Here is a 14,523-nt window from a genome sequence, read left to right as displayed (position 1 = left end):
GCTCCGCTCCGATGTCGTGGGGGTCCGGCCGGGTATGTCACCCGGCTCGCTAGGGGAGCCCTCCGAACCGGCGGAGTCGGACTCCGCGTCGCCCGTGGTGGCCGGAGGTCGTGTCGAAATGGTGGTGGGTGCCGCAGGCACCGGTTTCCTCTCGTCGGGCCCGAGGTGCGGGCGTTCACGGTGAGGCATCATTCTACGGACCGTGTCCGGCCTCGTGCGGTGCGGTCACCATCCGGTGGGCAGGGGCCGTCCTTCGGCGAATCCGGCGGCCGACTGGACGCCGAGGACGGCGTTGGTGTGCAGGTCCTCGAGGGTGCGGGCACCGGCGTACGTGCAGGTGCTGCGCACCCCGGAACAGATGTGGTCGATCAGGTCCTCGACACCGGGCCGTTGCGGGTCGATGCGGATGCGGGAGGTGGAGATCCCTTCCTCGAACAGGGCCTTGCGGGCGCGGTCGAAGGCGGAGTCGTCGACGGTGCGGGCGGCGACCGCACGCTTGGAGGCCATGCCGAAGCTCTCCTTGTAGGGGTGGCCGGTCTCGTCGTAGCGCAGTTCGCCGGGCGATTCGTAGGTGCCGGCGAACCAGGACCCGATCATGACGTTGGCGGCGCCGGCGGCGACGGCGAGCGCGACGTCGCGGGGGTGACGCACCCCGCCGTCGGCCCAGACGTGCGCCCCGAGTTCGCGGGCGGTGCGGGCGCATTCGGCGACGGCGGAGAACTGGGGGCGTCCGACGCCGGTCATCATGCGGGTGGTGCACATGGCTCCGGGTCCGACGCCGACCTTGACGATGTCCGCGCCGGCGTCGAGCAGTTCGCGGGTGCCGGCGGCGGAGACGACGTTGCCGGCGACGAGAGGGACGGGCAGGTCGAGCGCCGCGATCCGTTTCAGGGCGTCGAGCATCTTCTCCTGGTGACCGTGCGCGGTGTCGAGGACGAGCAGGTCGACGCCGGCGTCGACGAGGCCCGCGGCCTTGGCGGCGACGTCGCCGTTGACGCCGACGGCGGCGCCGATGCGCAGTGCCCCGGCGGCGTCGACGGCCGGGGTGTAGATGCCGGCGCGGACGGCGCCGGTGCGGGTCAGGACCCCGGCGAGGGTGCCGTCGTCGTGGGTGAGCACGACCAGCGGGTCGTGTTTGGCTTCGAGCAGTGCGAACGCTTCCCGGGGCGACGAGCCGACGGAGGCGGTGGCGAAGTCGCGGATGGCGACCGTGCGCAGCCGCGCGAACCGGTCGACCTCGCGGCAGGAGGCTTCGGTGACGACCCCGACGGGGCAGCGGTTCTCGTCGACGACGACGACGGCGCCGTGGGCGCGTTTGGGCAGGAGGGCGAGGGCGTCGGAGACGGAGTCCTCGGGACCGAGGGTGACGGGGGTGTCGGCGACGAGGTGGCGGCTCTTGACGAACGCGACGGTCTCGGCGACGGTGCCGGCCGGCAGGTCCTGGGGGAGCACGACGAGTCCGCCGCGGCGGGCGACGGTCTCGGCCATGCGGCGCCCGGACACGGCGGTCATGTTGGCGACCACGATGGGGATGGTGGTGCCGGAACCGTCCACGGTGGACAGGTCCACGTCGAACCGGGACGCGACGGCGGAGCGGTTCGGGACGAGGAACACGTCGTCGTAGGTCAGGTCGTACGGGGGCTGGTGACCGTCGAGGAAGCGCACCTGCCGAATGCTACGCGCCGGTGGCGGCGGGCGTGGTGAGCCGGGCCTGGCTGCGGGAGAGCGCCACCGTGGCGATCAGCATCACCACGACCGAGGCGACGACGAGGGCGAGGGCCGGGCCGTCGACCCGGAGCCGTTCGTCGAGGACGGTCATGCCGAGGAAGACGGCGGCGAGGGGTTCGCCGATGGTGATCGCCGGCAGGGACGCGGCGAGCGGGCCGGCCTGGAAGGCGCGTTGCTGGAGGTAGACGCCGAGCAGGCCGGCGCCGAGCAGGGCCCAGGTCTGCCAGGCGCCGACCACGGGACGCAGGCCGTGTTCGAACAGGTCGGTGACGTACTTGGTGAACGCCACCGCCACGCCGTAGAGCAGGCCGCTGGCCGCGCCGAGCGCCATCGCCCGCGTGCCGGGGTCGTGGCCGAGCAGCCCGGTCGCGGCGGCGGCGGACACGACGGCGCACACCGCGCCGAGTGGGAGGATCCACTCGTGCCAGGGGGCGTCGATCTCGCCGGCGGTGGGGTCGCCGACGACGAGGAACACCACCAGCGCTGCGCACAACGCCGCCGCGGTCAGCCAGGTGGGGCGGGTGATGCGGGAACCGGAGAACGCGGCGGACAGGGGGAGGGCGAACAGCAGCGACGACACCAGCAGCGGCTGGACCACCAGAACCGGCCCGAGGGCGAGGGCGGCGACCTGCAGCAGGTAGCCGCCGCCGTCGCCGACCACCCCGGCCCACCAGCGGGGGCTGCGGATCAGGGCGGCGACGAGGGGCTCGCCGGCGGGAACGGCTTCGGCGGAGCGTTGCTGGGCGACGCTGGCCGCCGCGAACAGGAGCGCGGCGGCCAGCGCGCACACGACGGACGCCGTGACGGTGCCGCTCATGGGCACAAACTATGCCCTACCGAGGTGCCGTGCGGGCGCAGTCAGGCGCGGACCTCGGTGCGGTCCCCGCTCCAGAGGGTGTGGAACTTGCCGTCGGCGTCGATGCGCTCGTAGGTGTGGGCGCCGAAGAAGTCGCGCTGGCCCTGGGTGAGGGCGGCGGGCAGGCGGTCGGCGCGCAGACCGTCGTAGTACGACAGCGAGGAGGCGAACGCGGGGACGGGGATGCCGAGCATGGTGGCGGTGGCGACGACGCGGCGCCAGCTGTCGATGCCGGCCTCGATGGCCTCGCGGAAGTAGGGGGCGAGGATCAGGCTGGGCAGCTGCGGGTCGGCGTCGTAGGCCTCCTTGATGCGGTTGAGGAACTGGGCGCGGATGATGCAGCCGCCGCGCCAGATGGTGGCCAGGGCGGCGCGGTCGACGTTCCAGCCGTATTCGGCGCTGCCGGCGGCGATCTGATCGAAGCCCTGCGCGTAGGCGACGATCTTCGACGCGTAGAGGGCGCGGCGGATGTCCTCGGTGAACTGTGCGGCGTCGGTGGGCTTGTCGCCGAGGGTGCCGGAGGCCAGGCCGCGGGCGGCGGCCCGCTGGGTGCGGGAGCCGGACAGGGCGCGGGCGAACACGGCCTCGGCGATGCCGGTGACCGGCACACCGAGGTCGAGGGCGGACTTGACGGTCCAGCGTCCGGTGCCCTTCTGCTCGGCGGCGTCGACGATGACGTCGACGAGGGGTTTGCCGGTGCTCGCGTCGGTCTGGCGCAGGACGTCGGCGGTGATCTCGATCAGGTAGGACTCGAGGGTGCCGGTGTTCCACTCGGAGAACACCTCGGCGATCTTCGGGGCGTCGTAGCCGAGCGCGTCGCGCAGCAGGTGGTAGGCCTCGCCGATGAGCTGCATGTCGGCGTACTCGATGCCGTTGTGCACCATCTTCACGAAATGGCCGGAGCCGTCGGGGCCGATGTGGGTGCAGCACGGGGTGCCGTCGACGTGGGCGGAGATGGACTCGAGGAGCGGGCCGAGCGCCTCGTAGGACTCGGCGGGGCCGCCGGGCATGATCGACGGGCCGTTGAGGGCGCCCTCCTCGCCGCCGGAGATGCCGGCGCCGACGAAGTGCAGGCCGCGTGCGCGCAGGGCGGCTTCGCGGCGGATGGTGTCGGTGTAGAGGGCGTTGCCGCCGTCGATGATGATGTCGCCGGGTTCCATCGCGTGCGCGAGTTCGTCGATGACCGCGTCGGTGGCGTCGCCGGCCTTGACCATGACGAGCACCCGGCGCGGCTTCTGCAGGGCGGCGACGAACTCGTCGATGGTTTCGGTGCGTACGAAGTCGCCATCGTCGCCGTGCGCTTCGAGCAGGGCGTCGGTCTTGGCGACGCTGCGGTTGTGCAGCGCGACGGTGTGGCCGTGGCGGGCGAAGTTGCGGGCGATGTTCGACCCCATGACGGCCAGGCCGGTCACGCCGATCTGGGCGCGGGGATTCTCGGTGCGTTCGACGGTCATGGGTACAGCTTCCCCCGAACCCGGACGGGATCGAAATCGGGGGCGTGCTACCGGCGCGGCCGGCGGGGGGTCACCAGGCGCGCAGCAGGCGGCCGAGTTCGGTCAGCCACGGCACGGCGACCGCGACGGTGGGCACGACGAGGATCGCGGCGGCCGCGGTGTAGGCGGTCACGGCGGTGCGCAGGTCCGGTCCGGGTTCGGCGAGGCGCTTGACCCGCAGCACGGTGGACGGGCCGCCGACGGCAAGGGCGCCCTGGGGGGTGCGGGCGCCGGCGCAGGCGACCAGGGCCCGGGCCAGCGGGGTGGGGCCGGTGACGCGCACGGCGGAGTCGTCGGCGAGCATCTCGACGAGCAGCTGCACCGAGCCGAGCGCCGACCGGGACCGCACCCAGCGGGGGAAGGCCTCGTAGACGGCGGTGAACGCCTCGAGGACGAGGTCGTGCCGGGCCCGCAGGTGCGAGTGCTCGTGGCGGAGGATGGCGCGGATCTCGTCGTCGGCGAGGTGGTCGAGGGTGCCTTCGCTGAGCACGACCCGGTGCCGCAGGCCCGGCAGGCAGTAGGCGACGGGTTCGGCGGTGTCGAGGACGCGCACATGGGACAGCTGTCGCACCGAGGCGCCGCTGTCGCGCCGGTCGAGCAGGTCGACGAGCATGCGGTGCCGGGCCCGCCGGCGGCGGGTGCGGACACCGACACGCAGAATCGAATACATCAGCCGTGCACCGATCAGCACGGTGAGAGCGAAGACCACGACGTAGGTCAGCCACAGGGGCAGGCCGAGGGCGTCGATCTCCTGGAGCGGGGCGGTGGTGGGCCGGCCGTCCTCACCGGGGACGAGCAGCAGCGATGCGATGGCCAGGCCGGAGCTGAACGCGGACAGCACGGCCGCGAGCGCCACCGCCTGCCACAGCACCAGGGCGGGGCGGGGGTTGCGGTACGGCCAGGTGGCGCGACTGAGCAGGGCCGGAACCGGCCCGGCCAGCAGCAGCGCGAGGATGCCGAAGACCAGCGCGGTGGTCGCGTTCATGGCACCGAGTGTGCCAGTCAGCTCGCCCGACCGGTACCCGGGTCGGCGACGGCGGGACGGGTCTGCCCGTCCTGCTGGGCCTCGAGGGCGGCGAGGGCCTCGCGCAGCGCGGCGGCCTCGTCGGGGTTGACACGCCCGATGAAGTGGACGAGGGCGGCGACCCGCCCGGCGGACTCGTCGGCCTGGTCGAGGGCGTCGACCATGAGGCTGGCGACGAGTTCTTCGCGGCCGTGCACCGGCACGTAGCGGTGGGCGCGGTCGTCGCGCTGCTGGATGACGAGGTTCTTCTTCGCGAGGCGCTGGAGAACGGTCATGACGGTGGTGTACGCGAGGGAGCGCCGGGCGGCGAGGGCCTCGTGGACCTGCCGGACGGTCTGCGGTTCGGTGGAGGACCACAGGTGGTCCATCACTGCGCGTTCGAGTTCTCCGAGTGCTGCCATGACACAAGTTTACCGGGTCTCCGACGAGTGTGTCGTACTACCTGAAGTAGTACGTGTTCTCGTGTCCGGTCCGCCCGCCGTGCCGAACACGTGCCGGGTGCCGATCGGTACGACCAGCGGCCGGTCCGAGACCGGGTCGTCGATCACCGCCGCGTCGAGCGCGAACACCTCCCGCAGCAACTCCTCGGTGATCACCTGCGCCGGCGGGCCCGCGCGGACGATCCGGCCCTCCTTCATCACCACCAGGTGGTCGCTGTAGCGGATCGCGAGATTCAGATCGTGCAGCACCATCACCACGGTGCGGTCGAGCTCCGAGTGCAGCCGGTCGACGAGGTCGAGCACCTCCACCGAGTGCGCCAGATCCAGATAGGTGGTCGGCTCGTCGAGCAGCAGCACGTCGGTGCCCTGCGCCAGCGCCATCGAGATCCAAGCCCGCTGCCGCTGCCCGCCGGAGAGCTGGTCGACCGGGCGGTCGGCGAGTTCGGTGATGCCGGTCCGGTCCAGTGCGACGGCGACCTCACCCTCGTCGTCGGCGGACCACTGCCGCAGCCACGACTGGTGCGGGTGCCGCCCCCGGGCGACGAGGTCGGCGACGGTCAGGCCCTCCGGCGCAACCGGTGCCTGCGGCAACATGCCCAGCACCCGCGCGACGTCGCGGGTGCGCATCGAGGAGATCGCGTGCCCGTCGAGCAGCACGCTGCCGCGGCGCGGGCGCAGCAACCGGGCCAGCGCCCGCAGCAAGGTGGACTTGCCGCACCCGTTGGGCCCGATCACGGTCGTGATCACCCCGGTGGGCACGGTCAGCTCCAGGCCGTCGACGACGAGCCGGTCGCCGTAGCCGAGCGCGAGGTCCCGCGCGACGAGCCGCGGCGGGGCGCCGGCGCTGTCCGCGGGATCGGGCGCGGCGACGTCGTCGGTGCGGGGGGTTCGGGTCACAGCGACACCTTCCGGTTCGAGCGCACGAGCAGATACAGCAGGAACGGTCCGCCGAGGGCGGAGGTGACCAGACCGACGGGCAGCGCGACGGGCAGCACCGTGCGGGCGAGGATGTCGGCGCCGGTGACCAGGGCCGCTCCGGTCAGGGCGGAGGCGATCAGCGGCGGGCCGGGGGAGCGCACGAGGCGCAGGGCGATCTGCGGGGCCGCGAGCGCGACGAACCCGATCGGCCCCGCCGCCGCGGTGGCGACACCGACCAGGGCGCAGGCGGACAGCAGCAGCACCGCCCGCTGGGTCTGCAATCGCACCCCGAGGGAGCGGGCCGTCTCGTCCCCGAGCCGCAGGGCCCCCATCGTGAAGGCGGCGGTGGCGAGCCAGCCGGTCAGGACGGCCAGCGCCACGGCCGTCGGCACGACCTGCGACCATCCGGCGCCGTTGAGCGACCCGGTGAGCCACACCTGCGCCTGGGACACGTCGTTGATGTCGGCCGAGACCAGCATCCAGTTCGTCAGCGCGACGAACAGCGCGTTGGTGCCGATCCCGATCAGCACGAGCCGGAAGCCCTCCACCCCGCCGCGCCAGGCCAGGACGTACACCGCCGTGGCGGTGAGCAGGGCCCCGCACAGCGCGGCCAGGGGCAGTCCGAGCGCGCCGAGTACCCCGGCGAGCGTCCCGGATCCGGCGGCGACGATGAGCGCGACCGCGGCCGCGCTCGCGCCGGCGGTGACGCCGAGGATGTCCGGGCTGGCCAGCGGATTGCGGGACACCGTCTGGGTCAGGGCACCGGCGACGGCGAGTGCCGCGCCGACGAGCACCGCCGCGAGGCCGCGCGGCAGGCGCAGCTCCAGGACGATGAACCGGTCGAGTTGCTCCCCGGCGCCGGCGAGCACCGAGATCACCTGCGGTACCGACAGCGGATAGTCGCCGCGGCCGAGCCCGACGCACAGCAGCAGGAACGTCGCCGCCACCAGGGCCAGGCACACGACCACCGCACGCGGTCGCCACACGAGGGAGACCGGGCCGATCCGCAGTGCCGGTCGGGACGGGACCGTCGCCCGGGTGCGGCCGGTGTCGGCCGGCGCGGTCACAGGGCCACCAGCCGGCGCCGGCGCACGAGCGCGATGAAGAACGGTGCACCCATCAGGGCGAGAACGATGCCGACCTGCAGTTCCCCGGGGCGGACCACGATCCGGCCGATGACGTCGGCCAGGACGAGCATCACTCCGCCGAGCAGCCCGGCGTAGGGAAGCAACCAGCGGTAGTCCGGGCCGGTGATCGCCCGGGCGACGTGCGGGACAACGAGGCCGATGAAGGCGATCGGTCCGCAGGCCGCGGTCGCGGCGCCGGTGAGCAGGGTGATGGCGACGATGCCGACGGTGCGGGCGGCGGCGACGTTCGTGCCCAGGGACCGGGCGACGTCCTCACCGAGTCCGAGCACATTGAGGCCGGGAGTGTTCACCACCGCCAGCAGCAGTCCGGTCGCGAGGAACGGCAGCACCTGCCACAGCACCTCGAGGTCGCGGCCGGCGACCGAACCGACGATCCAGAACCGGTAGCCGTCGAGGGTGGTCTGGTCGAGCAGCACCACCGCATGCGTCATCGCCTGCAGGAAGAACGCCACGGCCGCGCCCGCCAGGGCCAGGGTCAACGGTCCGGCGCGGCCGCCCCCGAGGGAGGACAACCCGAAGACCACGACACTGGCGGTGAACGACCCGGCGAAGGCGAACCACAGGTACTGCCCGGGGGTGGCCATCCCGAGCAGATAGATCGAGAGGACCACGAAGAAGGCCGCTCCGGCATTGAGTCCGAGCAGGCCGGCGTCGGCCAGGGGGTTGCGGGTGTGGCCCTGGATGAGGGCGCCGGCGACGCCGAGAGCGATGCCCACCACGAGGCCGAGCACGGTGCGCGGGATCCGCAGGGTGTGCACGATCACGTCGGTGTCGGAGCCGTCGGCGGCGGTGAGGGCGTGGACGACCTCGGCGATGGTCATCGGCCGGGCGCCGACGGCGATCCCGGCGAGCAGCACCACCACCAGTACCGCGGCGATGGCCAGCAGGCCGAGCAGGCGGCGACGGCGGACGGCGCCGACACTCGTGTCGGCCGCGAGGGGGACGAATCCGTCGGCGGCCGCGACGCGGTCGGTGACGACCTCGGTGCCGCGGCGCAGCAGGCTGCGCCGCGCCCCGACCGGTCCGCCGTGGCCGCGGTCGCGGGTGACCAGTCCGGTCCACTGTTTGCCGAGGCTGCGTCCGGTGGTGCCTTCGCGGTGCCCGCGGTTGTACCACCACAGGCCGACGGTGACGGCGAGGGCGGTGCCCCCGAAGACGACGCGGTCGGTCTGGCCGCCGCCGTGGGCGTCGGACAGGGCGCGGACGAGCAGCACGCCGATGACGGCGGGCACGGCGAGCAGGCTCAGGTCGCCGGCCTCGGCGGCGAGACGGCGGGGGAGGGAGGGGGCGTCCGCGACAGGCGGCGTCTCCGGGGGGCGGAGGGTGGTCACAGGCGGGGGCTCCTCGGGGGGACGCGTTCTCGGCCGAACGAGGGTTAGGTTACCGAACCCTATCTTCCGGGGTTGCATCCACCGGGCCGCGATGCCATGGTTAGGCTTACCTAATAGTGATGATCCGCCGATCAGGAGGTGTCGATGACAACCCTGCTGCCACCGAGATCCACCCCGGTGCAGGTCCCCGCGTTCGGGGACACCGACGCCCGCCTGCGGCTGCTGGTGCCGCACGCTCCCCGCGTCTACGCCGTCGCCCGCATCGACGACGAACCCCGCCGCCGCTGGTGGCGGCTCGCCGACCCCGACCGGGACCGGCGGATCGCGCTGCTGTACGCCCGCGCGCTCGAGGACGTCGCCGATCCGCGGATCGCCGCCGACCAGGTGGCGGCCGCCCTCGTCCACGTCGTCGCGGGCCGGGTCCTCGCCCCCTACCTGCTCGAGGCGCGCTGCTGGGACCCCGGGCTCGACAACCTGTGGATCCACCAGGACAGCGACGGCGGCATCGACTGGGCCGCGGTCGCGGACGACACCCTGCGGGTGCTGCCCGACGATCCCGCCGCCGCCGAGACGGTCGTCGTGCTGCCGTGCGAGGAGGCGCTCGCCCGGTGGACCGCACACCGCGCCACCACCGCGCTGCATGCCGCCTACGCGTCGCTGGCGCGGTGTGCCCCCGTCGAGCAGCCGCGCCTGTGGTCCCTGCTCGGCCGCACCGTCGTGGCGGGCGCCGCGCAGATCCCCCTGCTGGCCGGCACCTCCCGCGCCGTCGCGGCGCGCCGGGGTCAGCTCCTGCTGGACGCGTTCCTGGCGCTGGGTGTGCCGGTACGTGGGCTTTACAAATTAGGTAAGCCTTCCCTATAATTGGCGGTGTTGTTACTGCCGGACCGCGCCGGAGTCCTGAGGGCTGCAGAGACCCCCGGTCCTTCCCACGGCGGGCCTCGCGTGCACTACGCGAGGCCCGCCGGCTCGTCCCGGCACTGCGTGCCGCCGGCGATGTCCTAGCATCCCTTCCAGACCCGGCGACCGGCGCCGGGCCCGCGCCAGGAAGCTGGCACGACCCGGACGGAGTGACACATGACCGATCTGCCCACCCAGGAACAACTCTCCGACCCCGCGGCCGTCACCGCCCAGCACAACGACGGCTTCGGTTCCGTCCTCGGCCTCGAGTTCACCGAACTGACTCCCGACCGGGTCCGCGCCCACTGGACCGTCACCCCGAACCAGCACCAGCCGTTCGGCATCGTCCACGGCGGCGTCTACTGCGCCGTCGTCGAATCCGTCGCCAGCTTCGCCGGCAGCATCTGGCTCGGCGACCGCGGCAAGGTGGTCGGCGTCAACAACAACACCGACTTCATCCGCGCCACCCGCGAAGGGGTGCTCACCGCCACCGCCACCCCCGTCCAGCGGGGGCGCAGCCAGCAGCTGTGGCAGGTCGCCATCACCGACGAGCAGCAGCGCACCGTCGCGCACGGGCAGGTGCGCCTGGCCAACATCCTCGATCCCGACGCCCTGGGCAACTGACCGGCGGCCCGGCTGCCGACCCGCCTCACCCCGCGGCGCGGCGCCCGCGGCTGCCGCGCTCGGCCTCCTCGGTATGTCGCTGCAGCCGGTCGATCGCGTTGCGGGCGAACACCTGCTGCTCCGTCGAGGCCATCTCGTTTCGGCCCCGGGTCAGGAACGTCGTCGCCCACGACAGCAGGGTCGACAGCTTGCTCGAGAACCCCACCAGGTACAGCAGGTGGATCCCCAGCCAGGCCACCCAGCCGACGAACCCGCTGATCTCGAGCTTGCCGACCTTCGCGACCGCGCTGAACCGGCTGATCGTGGCCATCGACCCCTTGTCGAAATACTTGAACGGCTTGCGTTCGGCCGGACTGTGACCTGCCAGGCCCGCCACGATCTGCCGCGCCGCATACTTGCCGCCCTGCATCGCCACCTGCGCCAGGCCCGGCAACTTGTCCAGCGCCATCATGTCGCCGATGACGAACACGTTCGGATGACCGGGCAGCGACAGGTCCGGATTCACCAGCACTCGGCCCGCCCGGTCGACCTCGGCACCGGACTGCTCGGCGAGCCGGCGGCCCAGCGGACTCGCCGACACGCCCGCCGACCACACCTTGCACTGCGACTCGATCCGGCGCTCGGTGCCGTCCTTGTCCTTGACCGTCAGGCCCGTCGCATCCACGTCGGTGACCATCGCGTTGAGCTGGATCTCCACCCCCAGCTTCTCGAGGGTCTGGCGGGCCTTGGCGCTGAGCTTGCCCCCGTACACCGGCAGCACGTCCGGCGCCCCGTCGAGCAGCACCACCCGCGCGGCCGCCGGATCGATGTTGCGGAACGCGCCCCGCAGCGTGTGATGGGACAACTCGGCGATCTGTCCCGCGAGTTCCACCCCGGTCGGTCCCGCCCCGACCACCACGAACGTCAGCAGCCGGCGCTGCTCGGCCGGGTCCTCGGACAGCTCCGCCTGCTCGAACGCCCCCAGGATCCGGCCCCGCAACTCGAGCGCGTCGTCGATCGTCTTCATGCCGGGCGCGAACTCGGCGAAGTGATCGTTGCCGAAGTACGACTGGCCCGCCCCGGCGGCCACGATCAGGCTGTCGAACGGCGTGACCGTCTCCCGCTCGAGGAACCGGGACGTCACGGTCTGCCGCGCCAGATCGATCGACTCGACGTCGCCGAGCAGCACCTGCGCGTTCTTCTGCTTGCGCAGTACCAGCCGGGTCGGCGGCGCGATGTCACCCACCGACAGGATGCCCGTCGCCACCTGGTACAGCAGCGGCTGGAAGAGGTGATGGGTGGTCCGAGCGACGACGGTGACGTCCACGTCGGCACGTGCGAGGGCCTTGGTGGCGAACAGACCCCCGAATCCGGATCCGATCACCACCACATGGTGACGACGTGGCTCAACCGACTGGATGCTCATTCCGTGCTCCTCGATGTCTCGGGTCGACCGGGCAACCGGTGGCGGAGGAGCGGCGGGGCTCCCGCGCCGCCCCCAGTCTGTCAGCTATACCCGCTCGCCACAGGCTTACGCGTCCCGTGCGGCCCGGGCGTCACTCGTGCCGGTCGAGCAGCCCGTAGACCGGGTTGTGCCGGGCGGCGTGCCGGACCGCGTCGTCCGTCGCCGACGTGTAGATCTGCACGGTCTGCAGCGACCGGTGGCCGAGCAGCTGCTGCAGCTCCACCATCGTCGCCCCGCCGTCGGCCAGGCTGGTGGCGAAGGTGTGCCGCAGCGCGTGGGCGAGGGCGCCGCGTTTGCGCTCGCCCTCGATGCCCGCCATCCGGTACATCCGCCGCACCCGGTACTGCAGCGTGCCGCGGGTGATCCGGCGGCCGTCGGCGCCGACGAACAGCGGATCGGCCGGGGGATAACGCTCCCACACCGCGAGCGTCTCGTCGTCGCCGCGCCGGGGCCGATGCGTCGGCGGGAACCGGGTGTAGCGCTCCTCGAGATACGCCGAGACGATCGCGGTCCAGCTCGGCTCGAGCGGGATCTGCCGTTCCACGGCGCCCTTGCCCATCACCCGCAGCACGGGGGAGCGGGTGCCGCCGAGCACGCTGCCGAGATCGAGACGGATCAGCTCCTCCGAGCGGATACCGGTCAGCAGCAAGGTCGCGATCAGCGCCAGATCCCGCTGGGGCCACTGCCGCGCCGAGGCGGCGGGCCGCTGCGCCTCGACGGTGAGGGTGTCGACGAGTTGCCCGATCGCCTTGGGCGTGAACGACTTCGGGGTGTGCTGGGGGCGTTTCGGCTGGGCGATCGACGCCATCGGGTTGCCCTCCGACACGCCTTCGGAGACCAGGAAGTTGCAGAAACTGTTCCACACCGACCAGGCCCGCCGCACCGACGCCGGCTGCCGCTCCCGCGCAAAGGTGGCGAACGCCGAGCGCATCGCCCGGATCGTGATGTCCTGCACGCACAGCTCGCCCGGGGCGACCGAGAGCCGGACGGCGAGCTCCTCGCACACCGCGTGCAGATCCAGCCGATACGCCTTGATCGTGTGCGCGGACCGCTTCGCCGTCTGCAGGGTCTCGAGGTACGCGGCCACCCAGTCCAGCAGCCCCGGATCCACCCGGCCTGTCATCACCCTCCCCGCATCCCCGTCGTACACCTGTGCGATACCAGTGTGACATCCGGGGCCGACGGGAACGGTGGGACCTGCGGTCGCGGACTACCGGGGTGACCCGGTCCCGCCGAGGCGCTGGGGTCCCGGTCCCCGGGCGCCGAGCACATCGCCGGGGTTGGCCAACGGGCACGACGCCAGGCTCAGGCAGCCGCAACCGATGCACTCGGTGAAACTGTCCCGCAGGGCGGTGAGCGCCTCGATCCGTTCGGTGAGCCGGTCGTGCCACTGCCGCGACAGCCGCGCCCAGTCCGCCGCGGTGGGCACCCGGCTGTCCGGCAACGAGTCGAGGGCCTCCCGGATCTCGTCGAGGGAAACCCCCACCCCCTGCGCGACGCGGATGAAGGCCAGGCGACGGAGCGTGTCACGCCGGTAACTGCGCCGGTTCCCGGAGGTGCGCCTGCTGGCGATCAGGCCGCGGGCCTCGTAGTAGTGCAGCGCGGACACCGCCACCCCCGACCGGGCCGACAACTCGCCCGGGGTCAACCACACGTTCGGCGGCATCGCCGTTCCTCCCGACTCCGGGGCCGGCCCCACGGACCTGCCGTTCGTCGCACCGACTGTACGGCGAGGGGGACCGGTCCGGCCACGTGGCCGACCTCGTCCACCGAGGGGGAGGAGATGGTGGTGTGTGACAGCCCTCGCCGCGACAGTGCGGGCGGTGCGGGGCCGGCGGTCAGCGGGCGTGGCGGTCGGCAACGACTCGGGGTAGGCCGAGGCTCGACGCCCGCGGCGGCGCCGTGGGGGGACCGGGCGCGGCTCGTCCAACGACACCGCCGCGCACCCTTGCGGGTGTGATGGATAACGGTGATTATCCATCATTATTGTTATCAATAATAGGTGAGTGGTCCGCGGGAGTGGTGGGGAGAGGGCGTGGGCCGGTGCTGCGGCGCATGGGGCACGGGCATCGACGGCTCGTGCGGCACCGGCTGTCACGCCTGGATCCACGCCGGGAAGATTGCCTGTCGAATGCGACGATTCGGTTGATCGTCGAGGCGACGCAAACGACCGGGCGTGACGCCGCGCCGGCGGCGGGAGGCGCGGGTGGGGCCGGCCGGTCACGTCTGCCGGTGCCGATTCTGCACGCGCCCGGTTCGGGCCATCGGCCGGTTCGGGCACCCGCGTCCCACCGTCCCGTGGGGAGGCTTCCGGCACGCTACTTGACATAATGTGCCTTATCGGCAATCCGGTGTACGACGGTGACCAGCAGCTTGTTCCGCGCGAGGCCCGATCGAGTGCCGAGAATGCCGCGAATGTGTCCGTGCCGGCGGCGCCCGCACTGACGGCGTTCGTCCGCCCCGGTGCGGCGCACGCCGCCCGGCATTCGCATCGGCGGTTCGTGACCGGCGCGACGACTGCATGCACCCGCCGGCCGAACGCGTCCCGGCTGCCACCCGCGAATCTCCGCTCGGCCTCGCTCGCGTTCCGGCGCGACCCGCCTCGTCCCCTCCACGGCTC

General features: G+C 72.6%; 13 protein-coding genes. 2 read left to right on the top strand and 11 right to left on the bottom strand.

What is annotated here, in order from left to right:
- Positions 1–225: 225 nt before the first annotated feature.
- The 8 genes from ACM26Y_RS13120 to ACM26Y_RS13085 all read right to left on the bottom strand — a co-directional run bounded on the left by ACM26Y_RS13120 (position 226) and on the right by ACM26Y_RS13085 (position 8,938).
- Positions 226–1,665, bottom strand: coding sequence for a GuaB1 family IMP dehydrogenase-related protein (locus ACM26Y_RS13120; protein WP_416061120.1), 1,440 nt, complete (start codon positions 1,663–1,665; stop codon positions 226–228).
- 10 nt (positions 1,666–1,675) lie between these two features.
- A complete protein-coding gene (locus ACM26Y_RS13115) occupies positions 1,676–2,545 on the bottom strand; it encodes a DMT family transporter (RefSeq protein ID WP_003937259.1) in 870 nt (289 codons plus the stop codon).
- A gap of 41 nt (positions 2,546–2,586) precedes the next feature.
- Positions 2,587–4,038, bottom strand: a complete 1,452-nt coding sequence (gndA, locus tag ACM26Y_RS13110; protein ID WP_003937258.1) for an NADP-dependent phosphogluconate dehydrogenase — start codon at positions 4,036–4,038, stop codon at positions 2,587–2,589.
- A gap of 70 nt (positions 4,039–4,108) precedes the next feature.
- Positions 4,109–5,062 (bottom strand): M56 family metallopeptidase, encoded by a 954-nt coding sequence (locus ACM26Y_RS13105; RefSeq protein WP_003937257.1) that lies wholly within the window; start codon positions 5,060–5,062, stop codon positions 4,109–4,111.
- 17 nt (positions 5,063–5,079) lie between these two features.
- The gene (locus ACM26Y_RS13100) at positions 5,080–5,502 is read right to left on the bottom strand and encodes a BlaI/MecI/CopY family transcriptional regulator (RefSeq protein WP_040782821.1); all 423 of its coding nucleotides are present in this window, start codon (positions 5,500–5,502) and stop codon (positions 5,080–5,082) included.
- A gap of 9 nt (positions 5,503–5,511) precedes the next feature.
- Positions 5,512–6,438, bottom strand: a complete 927-nt coding sequence (locus ACM26Y_RS13095) for an ABC transporter ATP-binding protein (RefSeq protein ID WP_416061119.1) — start codon at positions 6,436–6,438, stop codon at positions 5,512–5,514.
- On the bottom strand, positions 6,435–7,526 hold the full coding sequence (locus tag ACM26Y_RS13090; RefSeq protein ID WP_003937254.1) for a FecCD family ABC transporter permease: 1,092 nt from the start codon (positions 7,524–7,526) through the stop codon (positions 6,435–6,437). The genes ACM26Y_RS13095 and ACM26Y_RS13090 overlap by 4 nt, the downstream gene beginning before the upstream one ends.
- Positions 7,523–8,938: an iron chelate uptake ABC transporter family permease subunit gene (locus tag ACM26Y_RS13085; RefSeq protein ID WP_416061118.1), complete on the bottom strand. Its 1,416-nt coding sequence runs from the start codon at positions 8,936–8,938 to the stop codon at positions 7,523–7,525. Before ACM26Y_RS13085 ends, ACM26Y_RS13090 begins: the two co-directional genes overlap by 4 nt.
- A 144-nt stretch (positions 8,939–9,082) precedes the next feature.
- On the opposite strand from ACM26Y_RS13085, the gene ACM26Y_RS13080 reads away from it, so the two are divergent.
- On the top strand, positions 9,083–9,799 hold the full coding sequence (locus tag ACM26Y_RS13080; protein ID WP_416061117.1) for a hypothetical protein: 717 nt from the start codon (positions 9,083–9,085) through the stop codon (positions 9,797–9,799).
- A gap of 213 nt (positions 9,800–10,012) precedes the next feature.
- The gene (locus ACM26Y_RS13075) at positions 10,013–10,459 is read left to right on the top strand and encodes a PaaI family thioesterase (RefSeq protein ID WP_054375012.1); all 447 of its coding nucleotides are present in this window, start codon (positions 10,013–10,015) and stop codon (positions 10,457–10,459) included.
- A gap of 25 nt (positions 10,460–10,484) precedes the next feature.
- Here the strand turns inward: ACM26Y_RS13075 and ACM26Y_RS13070 are convergent, their stop codons facing one another.
- The 3 genes from ACM26Y_RS13070 to soxR form a co-directional block, all read right to left on the bottom strand.
- Entirely contained in the window at positions 10,485–11,864 is a 1,380-nt protein-coding gene (locus tag ACM26Y_RS13070) for an NAD(P)/FAD-dependent oxidoreductase (protein ID WP_040782818.1), read from the bottom strand.
- Positions 11,865–11,994: 130 nt separating this feature from the next.
- Entirely contained in the window at positions 11,995–13,026 is a 1,032-nt protein-coding gene (locus tag ACM26Y_RS13065) for a tyrosine-type recombinase/integrase (RefSeq protein WP_289382433.1), read from the bottom strand.
- Between the two features lie 87 nt (positions 13,027–13,113).
- On the bottom strand, positions 13,114–13,569 hold the full coding sequence (soxR, locus tag ACM26Y_RS13060; RefSeq protein ID WP_416061116.1) for a redox-sensitive transcriptional activator SoxR: 456 nt from the start codon (positions 13,567–13,569) through the stop codon (positions 13,114–13,116).
- Between the last annotated feature and the right edge of the window lie 954 nt (positions 13,570–14,523).

It is taken from the genome of Rhodococcus indonesiensis (genome assembly GCF_047782815.1).
In the GTDB taxonomy this organism is placed as follows: domain Bacteria; phylum Actinomycetota; class Actinomycetes; order Mycobacteriales; family Mycobacteriaceae; genus Rhodococcus; species Rhodococcus indonesiensis.
This window is presented reverse-complemented; position numbering and strand designations above follow the sequence as displayed.

What these genes read in the sequence shown, in the direction of transcription:
- ACM26Y_RS13070 (WP_040782818.1), bottom strand. Translation starts at nt 11,864, where the DNA reads ATGAGCATCCAGTCGGTTGAGCCACGTCGTCACCATGTGGTGGTGATC.
- ACM26Y_RS13105 (WP_003937257.1), bottom strand. Translation starts at nt 5,062, where the DNA reads ATGAACGCGACCACCGCGCTGGTCTTCGGCATCCTCGCGCTGCTGCTG.
- gndA (WP_003937258.1), bottom strand. Translation starts at nt 4,038, where the DNA reads ATGACCGTCGAACGCACCGAGAATCCCCGCGCCCAGATCGGCGTGACC.
- ACM26Y_RS13100 (WP_040782821.1), bottom strand. Translation starts at nt 5,502, where the DNA reads ATGGCAGCACTCGGAGAACTCGAACGCGCAGTGATGGACCACCTGTGG.
- soxR (WP_416061116.1), bottom strand. Translation starts at nt 13,569, where the DNA reads ATGCCGCCGAACGTGTGGTTGACCCCGGGCGAGTTGTCGGCCCGGTCG.
- ACM26Y_RS13065 (WP_289382433.1), bottom strand. Translation starts at nt 13,026, where the DNA reads ATGACAGGCCGGGTGGATCCGGGGCTGCTGGACTGGGTGGCCGCGTAC.
- ACM26Y_RS13080 (WP_416061117.1), top strand. Translation starts at nt 9,083, where the DNA reads ATGACAACCCTGCTGCCACCGAGATCCACCCCGGTGCAGGTCCCCGCG.
- ACM26Y_RS13115 (WP_003937259.1), bottom strand. Translation starts at nt 2,545, where the DNA reads ATGAGCGGCACCGTCACGGCGTCCGTCGTGTGCGCGCTGGCCGCCGCG.
- ACM26Y_RS13075 (WP_054375012.1), top strand. Translation starts at nt 10,013, where the DNA reads ATGACCGATCTGCCCACCCAGGAACAACTCTCCGACCCCGCGGCCGTC.